This window comes from Bacillus sp. FSL K6-0268, assembly GCF_038005425.1.
GTDB classification, from domain to species: domain Bacteria; phylum Bacillota; class Bacilli; order Bacillales; family Bacillaceae_G; genus Bacillus_A; species Bacillus_A thuringiensis_S.
On the sequence record NZ_JBBOTF010000001.1, the window covers coordinates 2,215,139 to 2,240,292 of the forward strand.

Consider the following 25,154-nt stretch of genomic DNA (forward strand, 5'->3'; position numbering starts at 1 on the left):
TTTTATTTATTCCGTCTTGGATCCCAATTACTGCGGTAGAAAATATGTTTATTTACAACTACAGTTCCTTTCACTTTAACGTATACATTAAAATGTGGTTTAACAGTTCTGCCATCTGCAAATTTATGCCCCCATTTATCTTGAGCAACTCTTACACCAGATCCTCCCTTATTAGCAAAACTTCTGGTTTCCCAAGTAGGGCGAACCTGTCGACTTTGTTGTCCATATGGATGTCTTGATCCTGGGTTATAATAATACTGTTTTTTCGATTTGTAATTATTATAATTATTTTTCCCCCATCCTGCAGTCCTAATCGCTAACCTGAAGGCAGTATTACGAGCCTGTTGTTTAGCATTAGCCTCTATTCGACTTACTGATTTATAAGCTTTATATCCATAATAGGCAGCACCAGCTCCTGCGGCTGCTACACCTAGCCAAAGTAAAGGTGCAGCTGCAACTGCAAAAATAGGGATTTTTCCATCAGGATCTATTTTTAATACTGGATTGTTATCTACATAGGTATACCCATTCTGCGTCACAGGATCATCTGCATCACCCGGATCCGGATCAATCGATAAGAACACACCATGCTCCGGATTATAATAACGCGCAATTAGATAATACATACCAATCTCTTTATCATACATGTATCCCGCATATCCAAATGGATTATCTGCTGCGATACCTTTTGTATCACTTTTTAATACGTTACCCCACGAATCATATTCATACGTTGCTACAACTTCTCTATTTTGATCTGTCATCGCAATGACATCACCACGTGGGTTGTAGTGATAGTATAACGTTTGTCCTTTTGACTTCATTGCCAAACGTAAACCGTCTACAGAGTATACATATTGGCGAAGAACATTGCCATTTCCGTCTGTCTCATATAATGGACTAATACTATCTCCATTATAAAAGTAGCGTGTTACTTGACCATTTACACTCTTTTCAATACGCCGATTATCGTCATCATATTTATAAGTTGCGAATGCATTGCTTTCACCTTGTTTTGTGATAGCTACAAGTTGGTCATCTTCATTCCATGTATATTTGTACTTTCCATCAGATGTACGATTACCATTCGCATCATACGTTAACGATTCGTTCCCGAATTTGACAAGTTGATTTCCTTCATTAAATGTTGCCGCTATAGATTTTGTTTCTTTTCCATTCTCTACAACTTTCACACTTGTACGGTTTCCAAATCCATCATATGTGTATGATTTAGTTGTTCCGTTTGGTAGTGCTTCATTTAATAATTGGTTAATCGGGTCATAGACAAAGTTTGTTTCTGTTACTTTTCCGCCCGCACCTTCATGTTTAATCTTCGTACGGTTGCCTGCTTGGTCATATTCATATCGTTCAGAAAGTAGAATACTATTTGACGTACCTACTACTAAATCTTTAATTTTGTTCGCATGATCATAGTTGAAAGTAGAACCTGAACCATTTCCAGCTGTATACGTACGAACATTTCCTTGATCATCATAATCAAATCGATATGTTTGCGAACCATCTGTTACACGTATGTTTTGATCTAACGTGTTGTAGTCATACGATACTTTATTTGTGTATCCACCTTGCGTAATTGTTTGTTCTTTTAGTTTTTCTGTCTTACTGTTTGCTTTGTCATGGTATGCCCAGTCAACTTTTCCGCCTCGGCTATCCGTTGCACTTGTAACGCGGTCAGCCTTGTCGTATGTTTTCGTGCGTTCTACGCCATTGACAAGATCTTTCACTTTCGTAACTTGTCCATTTTGATCACGTTCGAATGTAAATGAATCTTTTCCGTTACGCTTTTCACCGACGACACGATCTGCTGTATCATATACAGATTCTAAAATAGAACCGTTTGGCATTTTTGTTTTAATCTTGTTTGCATTTTCATCATACGTATGTTCAATACGACGGTTTAACGCATCGATATACACTGTATTTTTATTATCTACATCATATTCATATTTGTGTGTTTGTGTTTTCCCACCAAACATGACAGATTTCTCTGTTGTATTTCCATTATGATCATAACGATAATTGACAGAGGTACCATTTTTCAATGTAACCTTTGTTAATAGATTATCTTTGTTGTAATCATATAGTTTTGTATTTCCTTTTTCATCTGTTTCGCTCTTTTTATTTCCTGATGCATCATATGTGAAAGTATTTTTCTGTCCTTCTTCATCATACGCAGCAACAACATTTCCATCGTTGTCGTACTCATTTTTTATAAGAGCGTTCCCTTCTAATAGACGTATATCATCAAACCAAACTTTCCCTTTGTTGTTATGTCTGAAAAGAAGATAGATTTCCATACGTTTAATTGGTTTCGTTGCTGGGATTACAACCGCACTACGATTCCAATCATTTGTACCGCTTGGGAATTTCGCTTGGTAATTGGTACCACTACCATCTTGATAATGCACATCCGCCCAAATCGCATAGTCTCGAGAAAGTTTATCTGGCGCATCATTCTCTACATTTTCAGATTTAGACATTCCTGTTAGTGTAATTGGCTCTGCTTTTTTCTGATTTACAGTTACATGCTTACCATAGCCTACATTTGAACCACCATATTGACTACGCTCTAATACAATAGATGAATGTCCCGTAAAGCTCTCTTGCTGAGAAACATCTTTCGGATCACAGCTTGTTCCATCTCCTCGAATCCAACCTGGCATACAGCCATTTCCCGCCATATTTTCTAAACTACTATTTTCAATTGGGTTAAAGCTGGAAGACACTTCTCCTCTTTCCAATTGAATCTTATCAAACCATGCGGAACCACTTGAATCTGCTCGATTATAATCAACTTGTAGATATATTCTAACTTTTTTTGTTTGATCTGTTGTCTTAAAGGTTACTTGACGATTCGTCCAATCTTTCTCGCCCTCTATCCTATTATGACGTGTATCAAACCAGTTATTCCCACTTCCAAGAGGGGTTCCATCTTCTTTTAATAACTGAACATTAAAAAATGCACCAGCGTGAGTTAATGATGTTTTCATCATCCCACTTAATGTGTATGTTGTATTTGGTTCTACTACCACATCTTGAATCGCACTATGGTATCCCCAACCAGCGTTTTGCGCCTTTACTATCATTTGTAAAGATGAAGATCCACCCAATCCACCTGGCGCGAATGTTGCATCTTTTTTCAATGATCCATGACTATTAGTCTTCTCTTCATTCCATCTCTCAGTGTTATTCATTTCAAAGCTTGGATTTTGAATCAGGTTTTCTCCTGTTCCTAGCTCTCTAGTTGTTGCAATTGGATTTCCAAACTGATCATACTGCATGAAAGATGATGTATTTGCTTCTTGGTCAGTTTCAGACACTTCTGTATTTGCTGCTTTATAAGCAACTGTTGTTTCACGATTTTCGTTATCTGTCGCTTTTATAAGCCCGTTGTCTTTATTGTACTCGAACTTTTCTGTTCCCATTTCATCAGTAACAGAAGTTACATTCCCATTACCATCATAGGTCGCTGTTTCTGTTTGATTTTTAGGAGTTGTTGTTTTTACTAGGTTATTTGCATTATATTCATATGTTGTTGTTAAATTTAGACGTCCGGAATCTTCAACTGTTTTGACTGGGTTTCCAGCATCGTTATACGTATAAACAGTTTTACGTCCTTTAGGATTCGTTAACGTAACTTCTTTCGCATCTGTATTATATGCTAATGTCGTAGCTTTTCCTAATGGGTCCGTTACTTTTACTAACCTATTATTCTCGTATGCATACGATGTTTTATATGGTTTGGCATCTGTATGTTGCGGATCATAAATAGATGTTAGTAATCCATTATCATATCCGTATTTATATACTTTTCCTTCTGGAGTTGTAGAAGAAACGAGTAAATCTCCATCATATTTAAATGTAATCGTCTTGCTATCTGGGCCGATTACTCTTGCTGCTTTTTTATTATTTCCATCATATTGTACGACTAACTCTTTACCAGAAGCGTTCTTTACTTTTGATAAACGTGATTCCCCATCATACTCATATGTCGTCGTATTTCCGTATTTATCTTTTGTATACTGGATACGACCTTGTGCATCTCCAGATTTATAGAAAGTAACCGTTTGGTCTTTATCTTTTATTTCATATCCGCCTGATACTTGTTTAATTTCTAAATATATACCAGTAGGGGCTTGATACGTATTATCTCCCGTTCTAGTAAAAGTAATATTTGCGCCATCGGCAGAAATTAATAGTAAGTTTCCATTTCCTTCAGCCAAAATTCTTTCTTCTAATCCACTAGACCAACCTGTACCAAATAAACCTACTTTTTTACTTTGGCTATTATACGTTCTTTCCACTGATACATCCGGTCCGCGCCCTGATAACGTAATATCTTTTTCACTCATGATAAAGTTACCATTTGTAGCATTCACTGTACCATTTAGTACCGGAACTGATGCCCAGTAATCAAACATCCCTATAAACCCAAAGTCTTGAGCAAATTTAGGTACAAACTCATGCGAAATTTCACTTTCAGCATGTCCGGCTTTACTATACGCTGTTACACGGAACCAATAATTTTTAAAGCCAGCATAGATTCCGCCAGAATTTTTATACACAGGTGATGGATCAACTGCTAATTCTGCACCTTTTTTATCATGATGAAGTAAATATTGGCCTTTTGCAATTTCATCTTTCGTTGGCCAAATTTTCTCATTTTGCGTTGTCCAATTTGTTTTATTTCCTACATCGAACGCTTCGTAATCTTTTCCGTTATAAATCCAAACTTTATAGCCTGCAGCCGCTGGAACTGCATCCCACTTTAATGTGACATATCCCGTTTCCTTATCTGTCGCATTAATATAGGCCGATCCGTCTGGCTTTTTCACTTGTTCTAATGGAATAAATGGAACTATTTCATCTGAAAGTGGACTATCCTCAAACGGATACTCTGCTACAATACGAATCCAGTAGCTACTTCTTCCGCTATAATCCCCGTACGGACCTCCTGACTCGTAAGCATTTTTATATATTTGTCCTGGGTTAGTAGGCGCTTCTGCACCTTTTCCATCATCATGTATCCAGTAACGCCCTTGTGCAATTTCTTCTGGCGTCGGGAATATTTTTTTATCTTTCGTCGTCCAGCTTGTCACATTCCCAACAGGAATATATTCATAGTCATATCCATTAAAAATGGCAACTTTATAACCTGTTGCTCCTGGAACTGCGTCCCATTGTACATTGAAGTGACCTGAACCACTCCCACTGCCATTTGAGTAAGCTTGTACTCTTGGCTTATTCGGTTTTGCGTAGGAATATTTCACTTCCAAGAATGGTGCATTCGTTCCATTTTCAGCTGCAATGAATTTCTTCCAATGGTTTTGACCATTACCATTTGCATGTAGCTTAAAGCCATTGTTTTGTCTCGCGCCTTCTACCCATGCTTTTACTGTGTTAGTTACATTAAACTTCGCCAATTGTCCTCTTGTTACATCAGCATGTGCAATATTATTTGAACCAGGTTTATTATTCCAATTTAAACTGCCTTCATTCCAGGCACTCGTTACTTCATCTAACCAAACACCATTTGGTTGATTCGCATAATAATGCCAAATGGTATGTACATTGAATGTTGCACTTTCAATATTTGCACCTTTAAAACTCGAAACGTCTGGTTTAATAAATGCAAAGTTTGTCCCAGATGATCCATCATAATATCCTACTTTTAACGTATAAGCATTTTGACCAGCATCCCAAAGCTTTCCTCCTGAATAATTGACAGTTGGATATGCACTTGAAGCATATGCATTATCAAAATCCTTCAACTGAACCGAAGGGTCTACATATACCGGATATTTTCGCTCTGGTGCTTGTAACCACTGCGGGTCTGCAGTAACAGTTAATGTATATGTTTTTTCATCTTTCTTCTCAATATTGTAGCGAACCGCATCTGACGTTACAGCCTCACCTGATTGTTGGTCCACATTGGAATCATTCATATATGGTTTCGGCAATGTGAATACTTTTTCTTTTTTCTCATCTTGGAAGTCGATTGAACCATCTTCCTGTAAGCTAGGTGTTAAATCTGTTTCTAATGCAAATGTAAAAATGTGGTGCCCTGTATACTCACGTAATACAAAATCTTCTTTTACATTTTCATTGAATGTCGTACTCTTTAAATCAATATTTGGGAAGACTCCTTTATACCATACTGTATTATTTTCATGTGTTGCGGTTACTGGTGATGGCTTTATTTCACCTTTTTCACCATTTGCACTTATTAGTTTATACTGAATAGTATGATCTTTTACTTTAAATTGAACGTACTTTCCATCTTGTGTCGCTTTCTCGAACTCTGGTTCTAATGTTGTATTTTCCGTTACAATTTTTTCATTTGGTGCTTCTACTAATTTTGGTGAAACCTCTTCTAGCTTTCCATCTTTCTCTGCATGAATCGGTTCCGTATATACCCTCTTTGTAAAAGTACCATCATTGTTATCAAAAACCTTTTCAGTTTCCGTTCTTTCTTCTACAATCTCAGTCGGACTCGCCTGCGCTTTAGCCTTATCCTTCTTTAATTGATCTGGATGTGGAGCTGGTAATTCCTGCTCCTCTTTCTTTTCCACTTCTGGAGTTTGTTCTGAATTTGGAGATGGTGTAAACGGTGGTGCCGTTTCTGCCAACCCATTCAGTGGTATAGAAGTAACAATTAATGCAACTACGATAAGTTGGATTAATTGCCTATACCATTTTTTCTTAACTTGCCTCTTTTCCATACATTCACCCCTAATTCGCATCGGTTTTATTCTTACAATTAACAATTTAAAGAATTTTCCGAGGGGCTTCAACATAAAAATGACAATATTGTGGCATTTTTTCTAAAAATGTATATTTTCCGACTATTTACCATTTTATATTCCTTTTTCCTTATAAATACAGTAAAATATTTGTAGATTAAACGTTTTATTACACCTTATTTACTTTTTATCTACTTTATAATAAAAAAGAACTATCCCTTCTCTTAAAAATTCAGAGAAAGAATAGTTCTTTTTTCATTTACTTTATTTCTTAAAGTAAGTCCAACCTTCTTCTTGGTAAACTTTTTCTTCTTTCATCAACTTACCAAGTGCGCGCTTAAATGCAGCTTTACTCATGTTAAAGCGTTCTTTAATATCTTCTGGATGGCTCTTATCCCAAAACGGCATTGCTCCGCCTCGTTCTTCCATATATGCATAAATTACTGCCGCATCGTCTTCCATTCCTTCTTCTTTACGAGGAAGAAGTGAAATGTTAATTGTACCATCATCTTTCACGTCAATAATACGGCCCGTTACACGCTCCCCGATGCGGACTTGTTCTTTTCTTTCTGTATGGTGTAAGAAAGCACGGAAATGCTCATCAGTTAGTACGAATGAACCAACTTGAAGAGAACGATATACACGTCCATTTACGTTTTTATTACGCATAGATGGCGTTGCATCTACGATAATTTCTTGCATATCACTGTCTCTTGCCGGAAGAGCAATTAAACGATCACGATTCGTTAATTTTAACGTACAATATAATTCGTCGCCTACTTCTGGCCATACCGGCATATAAATCGGGAACTCATCAGCTGGAATTAGTATATCTTTTGATACACCAATATCAACAAACACACCTAAACTAGGAATGACTTCTACAACCTTTACCCAGTTCCAATCATACGTTGTAATAATTGGCTCCTTCATTGTTGCTGAAATACGATTTTGGTGATCAAGGTATAAGAATACATCAATCGTATCGCCTTCTTCAATTTCTCCAGCTACTTCGTTTTTATGTAGGAAAATTTCTTCTTCTTCATTCCCAACCATATATCCAATTTCCGTTTCGCGTAAAACAGTTACCTGTTCAATCGATCCTATTTGCAAATACATATTTTTTAATTCCCTTCTATATATATAAAATTATCTTTTTTATCATTCCAAACAAAAGTTAATTATAACATGATTTTTCCTGTATTTGTCCAACTGCCCAAAATTCACTATAATAAAGTGAGGTTACATGAATATAAGTATGAAAACACTTAAGTCTAGACTCGTTTTCAGCTATACTTTAGTATGTACAGTACATAACAAGATTAGAAATTTATTTGGAGGTGCTAACTATGGCAAAAGATAGTTCTTTTGACATCGTTTCGAAAGTAGAATTACCTGAAGTAACAAACGCAATTAATATCGCATTAAAAGAAATCCAAAACCGATATGACTTTAAAGGAAGTAAAAGTGATATTAAATTAGAAAAAGAAGTACTAGTTTTAACTTCTGACGACGAGTTCAAATTAGACCAAGTAAAAGACGTTTTAATTTCTAAACTTGTAAAACGTAACGTTCCAATTAAGAACTTAGATTACGGAAAAGTTGAAGCTGCAACTGGCAACACTGTTCGCCAACGCGCAACACTTCAACAAGGTATCGATAAAGATAACGCTAAAAAAATTAACAACATCATTAAAGAAATGAAATTAAAAGTAAAAACACAAGTACAAGACGATCAAGTACGTGTTACAGCAAAAAGCCGTGATGACTTACAAGCAGTAATTGCAGCTGTTCGTAGCGCTGATTTACCAATCGACGTACAGTTCATTAACTACCGCTAAAAAGAAAACTCCTCTTAATTAGAGGAGTTTTCTTTTTAGTTTTGTAGAGACAATATTACAAGAACAAGCCATAGAAAAAAGGCATCTGCGGTGAAAATTGCTAAGTGAACAGAGTCTAACTATACGAATACTTCACAAGTGAATGCATGATTAAACTAGGCCTTATTGTAGAATTTGTTTCATACATGCATTTAGCAGACCTTATTGAAAATAAAAAAAAAGACAATTTAAGACGTTTCCCCTTCGATTTGAATTACTTTTCTTAGTAATTACATCCTAGGCCAAAGTCATCTTAAAAATCGCTGTAACTTATAATTTCTCTTCCCGCCAAAACGTAACAATTTATGAGTATAAGAATATTTCCCAACCTTTAATATAATGTAAAATTAATAAGGATCTTAAAAAATGTTAATTAAAAAAGAGTTAGAAGTGGTTATATGAAGAAATTAATATTATGGTTTTTATTGGCCACATTCTCCCTAAATACTGTAGGATGTTCTAATAATACGAATACACTAACGGATAAGTCTAACTGTATCAACAAAGCTTGGTACAAAAAAACTATGTCATGTAATCATTTAAAAAACATTAAATAGTTAATGATAAAAGTCATAAGAAAAGACCCATCAAAGTGCCTTCCTCCGACTTGAACCATCTTAATTTTAATCATATTTGGATGGAGTTAAAAAGAAGCATAAATTGTTAATAAAGATGCAGACTTCAAAATAAAAAAGTACGTTAAGGACACTCTTATATTAAACACTAATATTTTAGAAGCAAGTTTATAAGTATAAAACCTACAGGGATTTCCCCTGTAGGTTTTATTATATTTCAAGTGATTTCCAAATGAATTATGAGTGGCTTTTTTCAGTTTGATTTTCAAAATATTTTTCTTTAACCATTTTTATCAGAGTTTCTTTTTCTGTTAGTTCAAATATAAATAATGCTTTTTTCATGTTATTTGCAATATCTTCTTCATTCTGTTGTTTAAATCTTAATAAATTCCATCCTTTTAAATAGTACAGTTCACCTAATAAGTATAAAGTATTTAGATTAATAGCTAATTTGATGCCCTTATCAATGTATTTTACCGCTTCTTCATATTGATAGGTCATACCTAAACATTTCGCTAAATTAAAAATGATTTTTAATTTAATCGCTTTATCTCTCGGAAAATCTAACTTATTAAAATTAGTTAAACATCTTCCTAATATAGTAATACTTTTATCATATTCTTTATTTTCCGCATAAAATATAGACATTGTCTGCATAATATCTATTTCTCTTTCTGATAAAAAATCAACATTGGTTAAAGTTAGTTTTAATGCATTATTTAAAAGTTTTAAAGCAGTTTTTATGGATCTGTTCACCTCAAATACAGCAATTGCTTCATGCCATAGGAGAAATTGTTTATCTTCTTTTGCTTGGAAATTTTTTTCATCTTTCTCTTTTTTCACTATTTCATAAAGTTCTTTATATTGTTTTTGCTTTAAGCAATCTTTTATTACGTATTTTACATTTTCTACATATTTAAATTTTTTGTTTTGAGTTAATGCAAATATATTATTCGGGTCAATACCAAGTCTTTCTGATAATTGATATAACAATATACTAGATGGATAAATCATACCTTTTTCTATTTTGCTAATTTGACTTTGCGAACATATTCCATGACATAATTCGGATTGTGATATATTTTTTTTAATTCTAAGCTCTTTAATGGTAATACCCAAATCGTAAAATTCCATTTTCCCACCTACTATTTAGCACTATATTAGTATAAGAGTATTCTCTAATTTTTAATGTAATATAAAATTAATATAGTTGCAATTATCGTTCGTTCCAAAGATCTTTCTCTATCCGTATTGACACAAAAACAGGCTAGGAAGAAGACTTTCTCCCTAACCTGGAACCCCCTCTCATTAGAGAAGTTTTCATTTTCGTATCGTTTCTCTTAAGAAATTTCATATCAACAGAATAAACACTATTGCCCCACCGAACAAACAAATACAATAAGAAGACGTGAACATAGAACGAGCAACTTCTCATCTACGTTTCCTTTTAACTGCAATTAAAAACGCAATAAATAATACATTCACACCAACGATTAAGGAGATAAATAACCAATTCACACCTGTTTCTCCGTTAAGTTTATACACGTTTGATTCTTCACGCTTTAAAACGAGATAAAATCCCCCATTTTCCTCTCTTATAATTTCATCCTCTAACAATCCTCTTAACTCTTGTTTTTCACCAATCGTACTTGCAGGTAAGGAGACTTTTTGTGTTTCTTTCGTATTATTAATTGCTACTAAAGTTACTTCATTTTTATATTTTCGTTTTAGTATGCTCATCCCGCTATTATCATACAATAGCTCAAACGTACCGCGTCGTAAAGACGGTCTCGCCTGTCTAAATTCACCTAGTTTTGTTATGTGCTGCATAAATTTTTCGTCTGACTTAAAATCCATTAATCGTCTATTATCGGGTACACTTCCTCCATCTAATGCAATTTCAGTTCCGTAATAAAAATTCGGAATTCCAGGTGATGTTAACAGATATGTAAGCGCCAGTTTTAAACGTGATGGCGGATAATACATATTTTCTTTTGCAATACGCGCATATCTTTTTGTTTCTTGATCATCTAAGAACGTAACAAATTCTCCTTCTTTTTTACTCACATCGTATAACGATTTCACCGATACATCCGCTTTGGAAAACGATTCTACTATTTTTTCGTTGTATTCGCTATCCTCCTTTGTCATAATACGAAAATCTTTCTTTATCACTTGCATATCTTTTTGCGCGTTATCCCAAAAGGAACGCGGCTTTTTTTCACTATGTATAACATAACTTCCGTCTAAATCAACTTCTTTTATCCACCATTTCATCGCGTCAATTACCTGTTGTTCGTTTTCTCCAAGCGGAAATTGAAATACAACTTTCATTCCTTTTGCCTGAGCTTCTTTTACAAGTTCTTTCACATCATTTTCTGTCCCGAAATGTTCATTTACCTTTTTAAAATTTCGCACGTCTAATCCATCGTACTTTCCACTTTCAAAAAGTGGCGAAAGCATAACGGTAGTAAAACCCATTTCTTTTATGTAATCCAACCTTTTTATAATTCCTCTTATATCCCCGCCTTGATACCCTTCTAAATTACCAACTTCTAACTGTTTGTCATTTTTCGGTTCTCCATTATTGAAGCGATCAATCATAATGGAGTATATAACCTCATCTCGCCACTCTCTTTTTTCGTCTGCAAAAGTATGTATTGGTACAAACAAAACAACAGCTAAGCAAAAACAAATGAATAGTTTCCTAGTCCATATTTTTCCCACACGCATCCCCCAATTTTTTAATTGTAAGAATATTATACCAATTATCCAAGTGAAACGCATATGCCGATTTCAATCCTCACAAAATAATCTATGTTAGATTTTATGACATCACGTATATAATTTTCTGAATTTTTAGTTGATTTTTAGTTTTATTTCGAATATGATATGAAACATAACAAATAGATGTTATTTTTTCTAACATTCCAGGAGGAGAGATCATGAATATGGGAGATACGGTTTTTATGTTTGTGACGACAGTAATGGTCATGTTGATGACACCAGGATTGGCACTTTTTTATGGAGGTATGGTTCGTAGCAAAAACGTACTCAGTACAACGATGCATAGTTATAGTGCAATGGCTATCGTTTCGATTCAATGGATTGTTATCGGCTATTCTTTATCATTCGGGCCAGATTGGCACGGACTTATCGGTACACTTGATTGGTTCGGTCTAAACGGAGTTACCTACGCACCAAATCCAGACTACTCATCTACTATTCCTCACAATTTATTTATGATGTTTCAACTCATGTTCGCCATTTTAACTCCAGCTTTAATTTCAGGTGCATTCGCTGAAAGAATGCGATTTTCTGCCTTTCTTATTTTTATCCTTCTATGGACAACAATCGTTTACAATCCTGTCGCTCATTGGGTATGGGGCCTCGGTGGGTGGCTAAGGGAACTTGGTGCACTAGACTTCGCTGGCGGAAATGTCGTTCACATCACTTCCGGAGTTGCCGGTCTTGTATTAGCTATTTTCCTTGGAAAACGAAAAAACATAAATGGTTCTTCTCCTCACCATTTGCCATTTACAATGTTAGGCGCAGGCTTATTATGGTTTGGCTGGTTCGGTTTTAACGTTGGCAGCGCATTATCCTTAAACGACGTAGCTTTAACTGCATTTATTAATACAAATATAGCCGCTGCTGCCTCTGCTCTAACTTGGATGCTTTCTGAATGGTTCTTCCAATCAAAACCGACCGCGATGGGAGCTGCTTGCGGAGTTGTTTCTGGTCTAGTAGCTATTACACCAGCCTGCGGGTTCGTTACACCTTTCTCCGCCCTTCTTATCGGAGCAATTGGTGGTATAATATGCTTCGGCGCCGTTTTCTTCCTAAAAACAAAATTCGGGTATGACGATACACTTGATGCCTTTGGATGCCACGGCATCGGAGGAACTTGGGGCGGTATTGCAACAGGACTATTTGCAACTACTGCCGTAAACGGGGATGGCGCAAACGGATTATTTTACGGAAATGCCGCGTTACTGTTTAAACAACTTATAGCGATTGGCGCAACATATGCATTCACGATCATCATGACGTATGCCATTATTAAAGCGATCAACTTCTTCCTCCCCGTTCGCGTCGATGAACATGAAGAACACATGGGTCTTGATATTTCAATGCATGGCGAGAAGGCTTATGAACATGCAGAGCGAGTAAACTAAAAAAGAGATGCAATCTATTGATAGTAGATTGCATCTCTTTTTTGCGTACTAGGCAACATACCCCACCTAGTATAAATGTAAATATATCAACGGTTTTTTGGATATATCAACGATTTTTCAAATATATCGATTGTTTCTTTCAATATATCAACGGTCCGACACAACATATCGATTTACAAACAAATTCCGACATAATTTACAAGCAAAATACCCCACATAACGTTATACAAAAAAGACGACCGAAACCCGGTCGTCTTTTCCTATTTATTTTGGAGCATTTCCTACATATTGCGTAATATCAACATTTAACGCCTGCGCTAAACGCATACCGTATTCTTGATCTGCACGGAAGAAGTTACAAACAGCTAGTAATTTCGTGCGTTCATTTACGTCTTTCAAGTCATTTGTTAAGTTTGCAATTAAGTTATCTTGCTCTTCTTTAGAGAATGAACGGTAACGCTCACCTGCTTGTTTAAAGTCATTTGGTTTCTCGATTTTTTCACGAGATACATAGCCTTCTACTTTCATAGTCGAATCGCGGTAAGCTTTGTCTTCAACTGGATTCTCTGCATGACGGCTCGGTTCGTAGTTGATTGTAGATGGGTTTTGATTCATTTGCATCGCACCATCACGTTGTTGGTTATGAACAGCTGCATATGGGCAGTTTACAGGAATTTGCAAGTAATTTGCACCAAGACGATAACGCTGTGTATCTGGGTAAGAGAATAAACGACCTTGTAATAATTTATCTTCCGATGGTTCAATACCATTTACAGTTGCACTTGGAGAGAACGCTACTTGTTCTACTTCTGCAAAGAAATTTTTCGGATTACGATTTAACGTCATTGTCCCTACTTCAATTAACGGGAAGCGATCTTCTGGCCATACTTTCGTTGGATCTAGTGGATCAAAGTCTAAAGAATCCATTTCATCTAGTTGCATAACTTGTACGTGTAAATCCCATTTTGGATGATTTCCTTTTTCGATTGCGTCGAACAAATCACGAGTTGCATGATTGAAGTCTTTCCCCTGCACTTCTTGCACTTCTTTCGCATTTAAGTTACGTACACTTTGCTGCGGTTTCCAGTGGTATTTAATATAAACAATTTTACCTTCTTCATTAATCCATTTAAATGAATGGACACCGAAACCTTCCATTTCACGATAGCTTGCTGGTGTACCATAATCAGAAAATACCCATGTCATCATATGTGTAGACTCTGGAGTTAACGTCATGAAATCCCAATAACGATCTGGCGTTTGAATATTTGTATCCGGTGCTGGTTTTAAAGAATGAACCATGTCAGGGAATTTAATTGCATCACGAATGAAGAAAACTGGTAAATGATTACCTACGATATCGTAGTTTCCTTCTTCTGTATAAAATTTAACTGCGAAACCGCGTGGGTCACGAGCTGTTTCCGGAGAACCTTGACCATGAATAACCGTTGAAAAACGAACAAATACAGGTGTTTCAGTTCCTTCATTTTGTAAAAATGCTGCTTTCGTATATGGCTTCATGCTATTTTTCGTTACGAATACACCGTGAGCACCTGCACCACGTGCATGCACAACACGCTCCGGAATACGTTCACGATCAAAGTGTGCAAGTTTTTCTACTAAATGATAGTCTTCTAATAATACTGGTCCACGACGACCAGCTGTACGAGAATTTTGGTTGTCTCCAACTGGAGCACCTTGGTTTGTTGTTAAGCGATTATTTGGATTCATCTAGGGGGATCCTCCTCTTTCTTTCATAGTAATTATTATTTATTTAAAATTATTATAAATTAATTATTATTTAAAACTAAATCTTTGTCAACTATTTCCTTCACTTTTTTGGAAACAATTTCAGCCAAACAGTCGATAAATGCAGATTGTGCATTCGGCATATTTGGTCTAAAATATTTAGCATTTAATTCATCAGTTACAACTTTACATTCATAATCATTGTCATATAAAACTTCTAAATGCTCTGCCACAAAGCCAACTGGGCAATATATGAAAGATTCGTACCCATGCTCTTCATATAAATCTTTCGTTAAATCTTGCACATCTGGACCAATCCACGGATCTGGAGTATTCCCAGCACTTTGCCAACCCGTTGTATAGTTTTGAATATTGGCAGTCCCCGCAATTAAATCTGCTGTATGCTGCAATTGCTCCACATAAGGGTCCCCTGCTGCAATAATTGTTTCTGGCAAACTATGCGCCGAAAAAATTACAACTGTTTTCTCTTTATCTTCAATCTTTGTAAATGTTTCTTTTATTTGATCTGTCCAATACGAAATAAACTTCGGTTCATCGTACCATTGTTCAATTGGTTCAATCACAGGACCACCGATTTCTTTTGAAAGACGAATAGCACGGTCATTATACGCTTTAATGCTAAATGTAGAATAGTGCGGTGCTAATACGATACTAATCGCCTGCTCAATTCCATCTCGCTTCATTTCTTCTACAGCATCTTCTATAAATGGCGCAGTATGTTTTAAACCTAAGTAACAAGTAAATTCATACTCTGTAAATATATTATTCATTGAATCTGTTAATTTATGCGCCTGCTCTTTCGTAATTTTTGCAAGCGGCGAAATTCCACCAATCGCTTTATAGCGCCCAATTAAATCTTCAAGCGCTTCTTCTGATGGCTTACGTCCGTGACGGATATGTGTATAATATGCCTCTACATCGTCTAATGATTCTGGTGTTCCATACGCCATTACGAGTAAACCTATTTTTTCCTTTGTCATCTATATAACACCTCAATTTTATAAATGAGAATACTTTTCAGAACGTTTGTTTCAAATTATAACAAGTAATAATAAGTACGTCAAAATAATAATTCTAATTAAGTATTATTTATAAGGTGATTTTGAATTTTATATGACAATTTCTTTAATAAAAGCGACTTACATAATTGCAAGCCGCTTTTCTCCTATTCTTTAATATTTACCCCATACTCTTTAAACCAAACATGAATTTGTGCTAAATGAGCTAAAAGCTGTGGCCCAGTCATCAATTGACCAAACCACGGTGTTTGAAATGCACTGCCACCAGACTGAATCAATCCGCTCAACTGCTCTTTATCAAATAGTTCGTGTAAAATTGAACCTTTATCTGTTAATAGATTTTGAAGCCATACCGTTACTGCCTTTGTATAGTGTGGATTGTGCGTTTTCGGATAAGGACTCTTCTTCCTATATAAGATGTCATGTGGGAGTACATCTTCTAACGCTTTACGTAATAGACCTTTTTCGCGGTTTTTATACATTTTCATTTCCCAAGGAATATTCCACGCATATTCGACAAGACGATGATCTGCAAATGGAACGCGTACTTCTAAACTTGCCCCCATACTCATACGGTCTTTTCTGTCTAATAATGTTGTCATAAACCATACCATATTTAAATAAAATAATTGGCGTCTTTTTGCTTCTAGTGGACTTTCCCCCTCTAAAATAGGAACTTCTTGAATCGATTCCTCATAGCGCCTTTGTACATATTGTTGTAAATTTAGTTTATTTCTCCATTCTTTTTTTAGAAGTTGTTCACGTGCCTCTGTAGAACGCATCCACGGAAATGCACTCGATTGTAAATCATCTTCTCTATAAAACCACGGATATCCACCAAATATTTCATCTGCACATTCTCCAGATAAGCCAACGACAAAATCTTGTTTAATTTCTCGGCAAAACCATAATAATGACGAATCGATATCTGCCATACCAGGCAAATCACGAACGAGTACCGCTTCAGTTAAATACTCTGCTAATTGTTCATTCGAAATGACGCAGCGATGATGGGTTGTTTGAAATGTCTCAGTCATTAAATTAATAAACGGAGCATCTGAATTTGGCTGAAACGCATTCGCTTTAAAGTATTTGTCATTATCTTCATAATCAACAGAATATGTGTGTAATTGCCCTTTTCCTGACCTTGCATATTCTTTCGCAGCAATTGCTGTTATAGCGCTCGAATCTACACCGCCTGATAGAAAAGTACATAGTGGTACATCAGAAACGAGCTGCCTTGTAATCGCATCTTGTAATAAAAAGCGTGTTTTCTCTACTGTTTCTTCAAAGGAGTCTTCATGTTTTTTACTTTCCACATTCCAATATCTCCATATACATAAACCGTTCTTTGAAAATGTCATCGCATGACCTGGACGTAATTCTTTTATACCAGCATAAATACCGTGGCCAGGTGTTCTTGACGGTCCGAGTCCGAATATTTCTGATAATCCTTCTAATGTTACTTCTGCCTTCACATCTGGATGCGACAATATCGCTTTTAACTCCGAACCAAATAATAAGCGTCCGCTATCATATTTATAAAAAAGTGGCTTTACACCTAATCGATCTCTCGCAATAAATACTTGTTCTTTCTGTTCGTCCCATACTGCAAACGCATATATACCGTTTAAATGATCGACACATTCTTCTTTCCATTCAATATAAGAAGCTAATAATACTTCTGTATCAGAATGACCTTTGAACGTATATCCTCTTCTTAATAATTCCTTTCGAATGTCTTCTGTGTTATAAAGTTCACCGTTATAACAAATGGCATAATTCGTTTCATCTTTTAAACAAGTCATCGGTTGTTTACCACCCTCAGGATCAACAACGATTAACCGTTTATGCCCAAATGCGACATTACCTTTAATCCAAACTTTATTATCATCTGGACCGCGTTTCGCTAACGTCTCAGCCATCTTCGTAACGACATCTCTTTCTCCTTCTAATGAGCGTTTATAATCCACCCATCCTGTAATCCCGCACATATAAATCATCCTTCCATCTTATTTCTTTTCTTGAACGTGCAGTAATCCCCACCCTGTGAGTGCGGATCAAAAAAATGACAAACTTGACGATAACCTACTATCCACATTTGGAATAGCATTCTCACTCAGTAAAACGTGTTTTATTGTATGCCCACCTATGTTTAGATGTGTCTAGTTATAAAGAATGCACGAACTGTCTATAACAGGAATAACTACTTTTCATAAAGGAGAAATCGTGTATGATACAACGTAAACATATTTTATATAACCAGCCCCGTGCTCATACAGTCGGTAATGTAGAATATATAAACAATGAATGGGTATTCTTTGATGATGAAAATGATGAAGCGTTTTTATTAGAAGATATTGCCGAAGATGGGTTTGAAGTTTTATATAATAACAATTGGCTACCAGCCCGTTTCTATGAACAAGATGTATTACAAATCGCCAACGAACAACACCATTTGCAAAATGGTGAAATGATACGTATTCGAAAAAAGTTACTTCTTAGTTATAATGAATGGCTCGAGGAATTACCTGACTCCGTCTTCACATTATTAACTGAATCATTGCAATCACTTCACTACTCTTTATATGATTGCATGTATTGTCATAATTATTTATCTTTCTTACCGAAAGAGGAGTCACGCGAAGGAGTAAATATTCTTTTGTTTGATAACGAAGAGATGATTTGTACACTGCAGCACCATTTCGTCCGTCACACTACATCCAATAAAAATATGTTCCGTTTTACGAAAGTAAATGGGGAAGAGTTGCATATCGATGCGACATAAAGTGAAACTTTAATCAGTGGGGCAGCCCCACTGATTATTAGCCTTCACCAATCGGGTGTTTACGAGCAGTTGATCTCCCGCCTAACTTCTTTGCTTAAGCTGAATTTTGAGGTGGAAGTTTTACTGCCAGTTAATACGGGATAACGTAAAAAACCACCTTATCTCCCAAGTCTTTGAGATTATAAGGTGGTTTTATTTTTATTAGAATACTTTCCAGCCAATCGGTAATTTCAGCCCAAGGTAAAATACTGCTACTAGCGCAACAATAAATAAGCCCCAAACCGCCCCTGTTGGTTTGTTTTTGCTCATTTTCACAAGAACCATTTCCATTCCACCGATAACTAAAATACCAGTTAACATTTTTAAGCCATACCACATGTGCATGCTACCTGTTGCTGTCTTCACAATACTCATGTACAACATGAAGCCTGTCACAATAATGATGATATACATTAGGCGAAGCCCCATATGTACACCTTTACCTTTTCTTCCTGCTGAATAAAGTGAATACGCAACGAAGAATAAAATTAAACCTAACGCCCATGCTGTAATATGCATATGTACCATCGTATCCCTTACCTCCTCTTTTCACACTTTTTCACTCTATATGATAACATGTTCATTTATTTTCAGGAAATGTTTCGCTTTTTTACATTTAAATGATATAATATTTAGAGTATTTACAAACTTCTTGTAATAACAAAAGGGGGAACAATCATGATTCAAACTAAGGATATTATCGAACTTACAGACACATACGGAGCAAATAACTATCACCCACTTCCAATCGTTATTTCTAAAGCAGAAGGTGTTTGGGTAGAAGATCCTGAAGGAAACCGCTATATGGACTTATTAAGTGCATATTCTGCAGTAAACCAAGGTCATCGTCACCCGAAAATTATTAACGCTTTAATTGACCAAGCTAATCGTGTTACGTTAACTTCTCGTGCTTTCCATAGCGATCAATTAGGTCCTTGGTACGAAAAAGTTGCGAAACTAACTAATAAAGAAATGGTACTTCCAATGAACACAGGTGCTGAAGCTGTTGAAACTGCAATTAAAACAGTTCGCCGCTGGGCTTATGATGTGAAGAAAGTAGAAGCAAACCGTGCTGAAATCATCGTTTGTGAAGATAACTTCCACGGACGTACAATGGGTTCTGTTTCTATGTCTTCAAATGAAGAGTACAAGCGTGGATTCGGTCCAATGCTTCCTGGCATCGTTGTAATTCCTTACGGTGATTTAGAAGCATTAAAAGCCGCAATTACACCAAACACAGCAGCATTCATTTTAGAACCGATTCAAGGTGAAGCTGGAATTAACATCCCACCAGCTGGTTACTTAAAAGAAGCTCTTGAAGTATGTAAAAAAGAAAACGTTTTATTCGTAGCCGATGAAATCCAAACAGGCTTAGGCCGTACTGGTAAAGTATTCGCTTGTGACTGGGACGATGTAACTCCTGACATGTACATACTTGGTAAAGCACTTGGTGGCGGTGTGTTCCCGATCTCTTGCGTTGCAGCAAACCGCGACATTTTAGGTGTATTTGAGCCAGGTTCTCACGGTTCTACATTCGGCGGTAACCCACTTGCATGTGCTGTATCTATCGCAGCTCTTGAAGTGTTAGAAGAAGAAAAATTAACAGAGCGTTCTCTTCAATTAGGAGAAAAATTAGTTGGGCAATTAAAAGAAATTGATAACCCAATGATCACTGAAGTTCGCGGTAAAGGTTTATTCATCGGTATCGAATTAAACGAGCCAGCTCGTCCTTACTGTGAACAACTAAAAGCAGCTGGTCTACTATGTAAAGAAACACACGAAAACGTAATTCGTATCGCACCACCTCTAGTAATCTCTGAAGAAGATTTAGAGTGGGCATTCCAAAAAATTAAAGCTGTATTATCATAATAATAGAGAGGTTGTCCGGCATGTTGGGACAACCTCTTTCTTTTTATATTCATTTATATTAAGATAAAATCGTAATTTTCTGTATTTTAAAATCGTAAAGGAGGTGCGATATGCTATTAAGATACGGTAAACAGATTAACTATTTAGCTACATCTTTTATTTTAGTTACATTCTGTGGCTTCCTACTTTCCACAACATGGCTTACTCACTACTCAACTCCTACTACATTCACACTACTGAAAGCATCATTTTGGACTGCTGTTATTCTTACTATCATTGGTTTTGGACGAGAAAAAAGTGCACTTACGGTTATACTATTTGGCATTTGTACACTTGCATTCATTGGCCTTTACACTTTTTCCGTTATCGATTACCTCTATAACCCAAGGCCATAAAAAAGAGCTATCTTTTAACAAGATAGCTCTTTTCTTTATTTCACTACATTTCGCAAAGTACCAATTCCTTCTATTGTAATGACCACTTCATCACCAGCATGTAAAAACTTCGGTGGTGTAAAACCTTTTCCGACACCAGCCGGGGTTCCTGTTGCGATAATATCACCTGGTTCTAAAGTCATTCCTTTGCTTATCGTTGAAATAATTTCTTCTATCGAAAAAATCATTTTATTTGTGTTGGAAGTTTGCCTTACTTCTCCATTTACTACCGTTTCAATGTGTAATGCATTCGGCGCATTAACCACCGATTTATGAATTAAATACGGTCCCATCGGGCAAAATGTATCGAAGCTTTTCCCAAGGAAAAACTGTTTATGTTTTCTTTGAATGTCTCGAGCTGTTACATCATTTATAATCGTATAACCAAAAACATGCTCAAGCGCTTTTTCTTTTTTAATTTGCTTCCCTCGCTTACCTATAATGACAGCTAGTTCTCCTTCATAATCTAGTTCGTCCGTTGCGTGAGGGTGACCATTAATTTGCTCATTTATGCCAATAACTGTTGTTGGTGCTTTCGTAAAGATCATTATATTTTCTGGAATAGACTCTACTCCGCCCATTTCTACCGCATGCTCACGATAGTTTTTTCCAACGCACAAAATATTCTTTCTTGGCCTTGGAATCGGTGCTAATATTTTCACCTCTGTTAACGGATAATACGCCGCTTCCCCGTTCTCTTTTGCCCAATTTACAATTTCACATACTTTCTCAAAGCACTCAGTCCCTCTTTCAATACACTCTAACATTGTAATAGGGATTGTAACCTTTTCCCCTTTTTGTCTTTGCGCTTCTCTTAAGTGTAATACCTTTTCTTCTTCTTCATCCACAATACCTACAAATACCTTTTCTTCTTTCTTCGCCGTTACAAAACGCAATATTTCCACTCTCCATCCTAAAACTCATACCCTTTAATTGTATTCGCATCCGCAAGAAAAAAACCTTCTCATGCACGCTAATTTTTACAATATTCTTCTCACATCCTATTCGTTACCCCTCTACATTTGGCATAAAATGTAGAATTTTTACTTTTTTTAGCGAAGGTATTTCTTTTTTATGGAGTTTTTGTATAATATGTACTACATATATACTAAAAATTTCATTTAGAGATGGAGCCGATTTCAATGTTTGAGCAAGCGATTGAAAAAAAACGTGAAAAAATGATTTATTTTGCTGAACGCTATGGAATGACTTCTCAAAAAACAGTGGATTGTAGCCAAGAACTGGACAGGCTCTTAAATGTAATTTGGCATGTACATACGGATTTTCACTCAAATCAAACACTCAACACACACACGCAATAATGTGTGTGTTTCTTTTATTTCAAAAAAACACACATTTTATCGGAAACGCCCATACAATAGTAGAAAAGAAAATTTTAAAAACGAAGGGTGTTTTGTATGCCAGCTATGGTCGGACATATTCGTATCGTCAATATTGGATCAAGTGGTATTTTTCATATTGGAGATGTATTTGCGATTAGGCCTATTAGTTACTCACGTGCTTTCGCCGGGGCCGGCTCTTTTAATGTTGGAGATAATGTTTCTGTCTACAATTATCAAAGTGCAACGACTGTTAATGATTCAGATGTCGTTGATCAAGCGATAATTGGTTCAACTTAAAGGGGGCGATTGTATTGAATTTTTACGTAAACCAAAGCATTATCATTAACAGCATTAAAATTGATAGCATTACAACCTCTTCTGTATTCCAAATTGGCACTGCCGGAAGTATTAAAGCCCTATCCAAATTTTCAAATACGGGCGGATTTACGGAGCCGCTTCGCCCATTACAGGCAAACGGACAAATTATTTCTATCAAACCATCAACTAGTTCTTCTTAAGACATCCTTGTCATAAATATATAGCAGGAATATTTTTACCCTCCCTATTGAAAAGGAGGTTTCACAAATGAATCAAGATATATATACTTACTTACACCAACTTCAACAAGCTCTTCAAACACAACAAGCAGCCATCCTCAATTTAGAAGATCAAGTGCGTCAACTCCAAGAAGAGCTTAACGAATTAAAAAATCGCCCCTCCTCTTCTGTAGGAAAAGTGGAATACAAATTCGATCAATTAAAAGTCGAAAATTTAAATGGCACTTTAAATATTGGCTTAAACCCATTTTCAGCAAAAGGACAACAAATTGAAGATTTTCAAGTGGATACAGAAACATTGAAGGTAAATCCTGAAACCGAAACAAACCCAGACTTTTATCAAGGTATCCTCCAAGAAATGCATCGATACTTAGATGAAGAAGCATATAATCGTATTCTCCATTTTGAACAAGAAGAGAGAACACCGCTTGATGAAATGTATCGACAAATGATGGTGGATGACATAAAAAAACAGATGGAGCATCGACTCCCTTATTATTTATCACAAGTTCAATCATATGAAGGTATTTCAACAGATCCAGATTATTTACGAGATATCATTATCCAGGCAATGAAACAAGATATTGACAAAGCCTTTCTCTCATTTATTCAGCACATACCGGGAAATTTCCGAAAGGAGTAAGTATGTATGAACCTTAACGTTGTAAACCGTGAGTTAAAAGTCGGACAGATTAAAATGAACGGTGTATCGTCGTCCGCACTCTTTTTAATTGGAGATGCAAATCTCCTCATTCTATCTTCTATTCTCGATACACCATTTGAAACAGTTACAGAGGGTCCATTTGTACCATTAGTAACAGATGTCCCTCCTACTCCAGGTTAAGGAGACTGAGAAATTATGTTGCATCATGTGTCCATTGTCCAAAATGTTTCTATTATTTCTTTAGGGATTACTGCCGTATTTCAAGTTGGAGATGCAAACCAAATGGAATTAAAAAGTAGAGCTCTTGCCGTCCACCGTGAAATTCCTTGTTATATAAGGGGAGAAGGTCGCTTTGATGCTTTTGAAATCTTTACAGATGAACACATTACAATTCCAAAACGAACGACAGATGTAAAATTAAATATTGTAAATGAATGCCCTTTTATTGAAGTTAATAATGTTGAATTGCGGACACTTTTAAATTCTGGTTGCTTTCAAATTGGAAATGTTGATTATGGTTTTAATAACTCTCGTATTATGCAAATCCGCCAATATATTACGGATGAACCTTCCGCACAATAATTCATATAGTAAGTAAAAAGCTTAGTAAAGTAGGTGGATGGTATGCCTTCGGTTGTAGGAAATCTCGTCGTTCAAAATAGTAACGGCTCTTTCAACTTAGGAGATTTTTATAACGTATCTCCGAAAGAAAACACGAAAGCTTATAACGGATCTGGGGCTTCCAATGTTGGATTTGTCGTAAATACGTTTAACGGTGTTAGTGCAACAAATACGTTTGATTCTGATGTGGCGGATCAAGATCAGATTGGAACAGCGTAAAAAAAGTAGGAGATATTCTCCTACTTTTTTCTTTTATCTAATTCAAAATTATTAAAATGAAATTTTAATAAGAAAGAGCTTTACTGTCCACAAATAGCAGTATAAACAAGTAAGTAGTAAAGAGGCACTATTTCATTTTATTTAAATGATAACCCTCTCTCCTCCAAAGCCTTTCTAAGCTTCGGCATAGACGCAGGTCCCATACCATGCAGTTTTAAAATCTCTTTTTCACTATACTTGGATAGTTCTTCTATCGTGTGAATTCCATGGTGCTCTAGCGCATTTCGTGCTGGTGATGAAAGAAGTGAAAGAAATCCTGTTTTAGGTTTCTTTTCTTTCTCACAAGTCGGGCAAGTTGGGCAATCGCTACTTTTGTAGTATTCATGTCCTTTTTCACAAGTTCTTAACGTTTTTTCCGTTACCATTTTCAAGCC

At 36.0% G+C, this 25,154-nt stretch carries 22 protein-coding genes; 12 read left to right on the forward strand and 10 right to left on the reverse strand.

Going from position 1 to position 25,154, the window contains the following annotated elements:
• Positions 1 to 2 precede the first annotated feature (2 nt).
• On the reverse strand, positions 3 to 6,743 hold the full coding sequence (locus tag MHI28_RS11420; RefSeq protein ID WP_000415559.1) for a DNRLRE domain-containing protein: 6,741 nt from the start codon (positions 6,741 to 6,743) through the stop codon (positions 3 to 5).
• Between the two features lie 285 nt (positions 6,744 to 7,028).
• Positions 7,029 to 7,883 (reverse strand): CvfB family protein, encoded by an 855-nt coding sequence (locus MHI28_RS11425; protein ID WP_000281261.1) that lies wholly within the window; start codon positions 7,881 to 7,883, stop codon positions 7,029 to 7,031.
• 230 nt (positions 7,884 to 8,113) lie between these two features.
• Between MHI28_RS11425 and MHI28_RS11430 the strand changes: the two genes are divergently transcribed.
• Positions 8,114 to 8,605 (forward strand): YajQ family cyclic di-GMP-binding protein, encoded by a 492-nt coding sequence (locus MHI28_RS11430; protein WP_001040146.1) that lies wholly within the window; start codon positions 8,114 to 8,116, stop codon positions 8,603 to 8,605.
• An 851-nt stretch (positions 8,606 to 9,456) separates the two neighbouring features.
• Here MHI28_RS11430 and MHI28_RS11435 read toward each other — a convergent pair.
• Both MHI28_RS11435 and MHI28_RS11440 read right to left on the reverse strand, forming a co-directional pair.
• Positions 9,457 to 10,353 carry a helix-turn-helix domain-containing protein gene (locus tag MHI28_RS11435; RefSeq protein WP_000397873.1) on the reverse strand — a complete coding sequence of 299 codons (897 nt, stop codon included), beginning with the start codon at positions 10,351 to 10,353 and terminating at the stop codon, positions 9,457 to 9,459.
• Between the two features lie 297 nt (positions 10,354 to 10,650).
• Positions 10,651 to 12,006 carry an alpha-amylase family glycosyl hydrolase gene (locus tag MHI28_RS11440; protein ID WP_340827967.1) on the reverse strand — a complete coding sequence of 452 codons (1,356 nt, stop codon included), beginning with the start codon at positions 12,004 to 12,006 and terminating at the stop codon, positions 10,651 to 10,653.
• A gap of 158 nt (positions 12,007 to 12,164) precedes the next feature.
• Between MHI28_RS11440 and MHI28_RS11445 the strand changes: the two genes are divergently transcribed.
• Positions 12,165 to 13,397 carry an ammonium transporter gene (locus MHI28_RS11445; protein ID WP_001055851.1) on the forward strand — a complete coding sequence of 411 codons (1,233 nt, stop codon included), beginning with the start codon at positions 12,165 to 12,167 and terminating at the stop codon, positions 13,395 to 13,397.
• Between the two features lie 264 nt (positions 13,398 to 13,661).
• Here the strand turns inward: MHI28_RS11445 and katB are convergent, their stop codons facing one another.
• The 3 genes from katB to asnB form a co-directional block, all read right to left on the reverse strand.
• The gene (gene katB, locus MHI28_RS11450) at positions 13,662 to 15,128 is read right to left on the reverse strand and encodes a catalase KatB (RefSeq protein WP_001069166.1); all 1,467 of its coding nucleotides are present in this window, start codon (positions 15,126 to 15,128) and stop codon (positions 13,662 to 13,664) included.
• Between the two features lie 59 nt (positions 15,129 to 15,187).
• The gene (hemH, locus tag MHI28_RS11455; RefSeq protein ID WP_000159539.1) at positions 15,188 to 16,147 is read right to left on the reverse strand and encodes a ferrochelatase; all 960 of its coding nucleotides are present in this window, start codon (positions 16,145 to 16,147) and stop codon (positions 15,188 to 15,190) included.
• Positions 16,148 to 16,332: 185 nt separating this feature from the next.
• Positions 16,333 to 18,180, reverse strand: a complete 1,848-nt coding sequence (gene asnB, locus MHI28_RS11460; RefSeq protein WP_000333993.1) for an asparagine synthase (glutamine-hydrolyzing) — start codon at positions 18,178 to 18,180, stop codon at positions 16,333 to 16,335.
• A 239-nt stretch (positions 18,181 to 18,419) separates the two neighbouring features.
• On the opposite strand from asnB, the gene MHI28_RS11465 reads away from it, so the two are divergent.
• Complete coding sequence (locus MHI28_RS11465; RefSeq protein ID WP_000616051.1) at positions 18,420 to 18,974, forward strand: DUF2777 domain-containing protein; 555 nt, start codon at positions 18,420 to 18,422, stop codon at positions 18,972 to 18,974.
• Positions 18,975 to 19,175: 201 nt separating this feature from the next.
• Here MHI28_RS11465 and MHI28_RS11470 read toward each other — a convergent pair whose 3' ends face one another.
• Positions 19,176 to 19,541, reverse strand: coding sequence for a YisL family protein (locus MHI28_RS11470; protein ID WP_000233496.1), 366 nt, complete (start codon positions 19,539 to 19,541; stop codon positions 19,176 to 19,178).
• 150 nt (positions 19,542 to 19,691) lie between these two features.
• On the opposite strand from MHI28_RS11470, the gene rocD reads away from it, so the two are divergent.
• Entirely contained in the window at positions 19,692 to 20,882 is a 1,191-nt protein-coding gene (rocD, locus tag MHI28_RS11475) for an ornithine aminotransferase (protein WP_000616660.1), read from the forward strand.
• 110 nt (positions 20,883 to 20,992) lie between these two features.
• Positions 20,993 to 21,277 carry a hypothetical protein gene (locus tag MHI28_RS11480; protein ID WP_000926870.1) on the forward strand — a complete coding sequence of 95 codons (285 nt, stop codon included), beginning with the start codon at positions 20,993 to 20,995 and terminating at the stop codon, positions 21,275 to 21,277.
• A gap of 35 nt (positions 21,278 to 21,312) precedes the next feature.
• Here MHI28_RS11480 and MHI28_RS11485 read toward each other — a convergent pair whose 3' ends face one another.
• Positions 21,313 to 22,212, reverse strand: a complete 900-nt coding sequence (locus tag MHI28_RS11485; RefSeq protein ID WP_001213076.1) for a fumarylacetoacetate hydrolase family protein — start codon at positions 22,210 to 22,212, stop codon at positions 21,313 to 21,315.
• A gap of 246 nt (positions 22,213 to 22,458) precedes the next feature.
• Between MHI28_RS11485 and MHI28_RS11490 the strand changes: the two genes are divergently transcribed.
• The 7 genes from MHI28_RS11490 (at position 22,459) to gerPF (ending at position 24,720) form a co-directional block, all read left to right on the forward strand.
• Complete coding sequence (locus tag MHI28_RS11490; protein ID WP_000462848.1) at positions 22,459 to 22,638, forward strand: aspartyl-phosphate phosphatase Spo0E family protein; 180 nt, start codon at positions 22,459 to 22,461, stop codon at positions 22,636 to 22,638.
• A 96-nt stretch (positions 22,639 to 22,734) separates the two neighbouring features.
• Entirely contained in the window at positions 22,735 to 22,956 is a 222-nt protein-coding gene (gene gerPA / locus MHI28_RS11495) for a spore germination protein GerPA (protein ID WP_001111188.1), read from the forward strand.
• Between the two features lie 14 nt (positions 22,957 to 22,970).
• Positions 22,971 to 23,177: a spore germination protein GerPB gene (gene gerPB / locus MHI28_RS11500; protein ID WP_001012509.1), complete on the forward strand. Its 207-nt coding sequence runs from the start codon at positions 22,971 to 22,973 to the stop codon at positions 23,175 to 23,177.
• Between the two features lie 67 nt (positions 23,178 to 23,244).
• A complete protein-coding gene (gerPC, locus tag MHI28_RS11505; protein WP_001070761.1) occupies positions 23,245 to 23,859 on the forward strand; it encodes a spore germination protein GerPC in 615 nt (204 codons plus the stop codon).
• 6 nt (positions 23,860 to 23,865) lie between these two features.
• Entirely contained in the window at positions 23,866 to 24,060 is a 195-nt protein-coding gene (gerPD, locus tag MHI28_RS11510; protein ID WP_001052807.1) for a spore germination protein GerPD, read from the forward strand.
• Between the two features lie 15 nt (positions 24,061 to 24,075).
• The gene (locus MHI28_RS11515) at positions 24,076 to 24,462 is read left to right on the forward strand and encodes a spore germination protein GerPE (RefSeq protein ID WP_000902327.1); all 387 of its coding nucleotides are present in this window, start codon (positions 24,076 to 24,078) and stop codon (positions 24,460 to 24,462) included.
• A gap of 42 nt (positions 24,463 to 24,504) precedes the next feature.
• The gene (gene gerPF, locus MHI28_RS11520; RefSeq protein ID WP_001141566.1) at positions 24,505 to 24,720 is read left to right on the forward strand and encodes a spore germination protein GerPF; all 216 of its coding nucleotides are present in this window, start codon (positions 24,505 to 24,507) and stop codon (positions 24,718 to 24,720) included.
• A 137-nt stretch (positions 24,721 to 24,857) separates the two neighbouring features.
• Here gerPF and MHI28_RS11525 read toward each other — a convergent pair whose 3' ends face one another.
• Positions 24,858 to 25,145 carry an RNA polymerase alpha subunit C-terminal domain-containing protein gene (locus tag MHI28_RS11525; RefSeq protein ID WP_000255717.1) on the reverse strand — a complete coding sequence of 96 codons (288 nt, stop codon included), beginning with the start codon at positions 25,143 to 25,145 and terminating at the stop codon, positions 24,858 to 24,860.
• Positions 25,146 to 25,154 lie beyond the last annotated feature (9 nt).

Bases quoted from the DNA above. Each gene is read 5' to 3' on its own strand.
- MHI28_RS11425 (WP_000281261.1), bottom strand. From the start codon at position 7,883: ATGTATTTGCAAATAGGATCGATTGAACAGGTAACTGTTTTACGCGAA.
- hemH (WP_000159539.1), bottom strand. From the start codon at position 16,147: ATGACAAAGGAAAAAATAGGTTTACTCGTAATGGCGTATGGAACACCA.
- katB (WP_001069166.1), bottom strand. From the start codon at position 15,128: ATGAATCCAAATAATCGCTTAACAACAAACCAAGGTGCTCCAGTTGGA.
- MHI28_RS11525 (WP_000255717.1), bottom strand. From the start codon at position 25,145: ATGGTAACGGAAAAAACGTTAAGAACTTGTGAAAAAGGACATGAATAC.
- gerPF (WP_001141566.1), top strand. From the start codon at position 24,505: ATGCCTTCGGTTGTAGGAAATCTCGTCGTTCAAAATAGTAACGGCTCT.
- MHI28_RS11440 (WP_340827967.1), bottom strand. From the start codon at position 12,006: ATGCGTTTCACTTGGATAATTGGTATAATATTCTTACAATTAAAAAAT.
- gerPC (WP_001070761.1), top strand. From the start codon at position 23,245: ATGAATCAAGATATATATACTTACTTACACCAACTTCAACAAGCTCTT.
- asnB (WP_000333993.1), bottom strand. From the start codon at position 18,180: ATGTGCGGGATTACAGGATGGGTGGATTATAAACGCTCATTAGAAGGA.
- MHI28_RS11515 (WP_000902327.1), top strand. From the start codon at position 24,076: ATGTTGCATCATGTGTCCATTGTCCAAAATGTTTCTATTATTTCTTTA.
- MHI28_RS11420 (WP_000415559.1), bottom strand. From the start codon at position 6,743: ATGGAAAAGAGGCAAGTTAAGAAAAAATGGTATAGGCAATTAATCCAA.
- MHI28_RS11465 (WP_000616051.1), top strand. From the start codon at position 18,420: ATGATACAACGTAAACATATTTTATATAACCAGCCCCGTGCTCATACA.
- MHI28_RS11445 (WP_001055851.1), top strand. From the start codon at position 12,165: ATGAATATGGGAGATACGGTTTTTATGTTTGTGACGACAGTAATGGTC.
- MHI28_RS11435 (WP_000397873.1), bottom strand. From the start codon at position 10,353: ATGGAATTTTACGATTTGGGTATTACCATTAAAGAGCTTAGAATTAAA.
- rocD (WP_000616660.1), top strand. From the start codon at position 19,692: ATGATTCAAACTAAGGATATTATCGAACTTACAGACACATACGGAGCA.
- MHI28_RS11480 (WP_000926870.1), top strand. From the start codon at position 20,993: ATGCTATTAAGATACGGTAAACAGATTAACTATTTAGCTACATCTTTT.
- MHI28_RS11430 (WP_001040146.1), top strand. From the start codon at position 8,114: ATGGCAAAAGATAGTTCTTTTGACATCGTTTCGAAAGTAGAATTACCT.
- MHI28_RS11490 (WP_000462848.1), top strand. From the start codon at position 22,459: ATGTTTGAGCAAGCGATTGAAAAAAAACGTGAAAAAATGATTTATTTT.
- gerPA (WP_001111188.1), top strand. From the start codon at position 22,735: ATGCCAGCTATGGTCGGACATATTCGTATCGTCAATATTGGATCAAGT.
- gerPD (WP_001052807.1), top strand. From the start codon at position 23,866: ATGAACCTTAACGTTGTAAACCGTGAGTTAAAAGTCGGACAGATTAAA.
- MHI28_RS11470 (WP_000233496.1), bottom strand. From the start codon at position 19,541: ATGGTACATATGCATATTACAGCATGGGCGTTAGGTTTAATTTTATTC.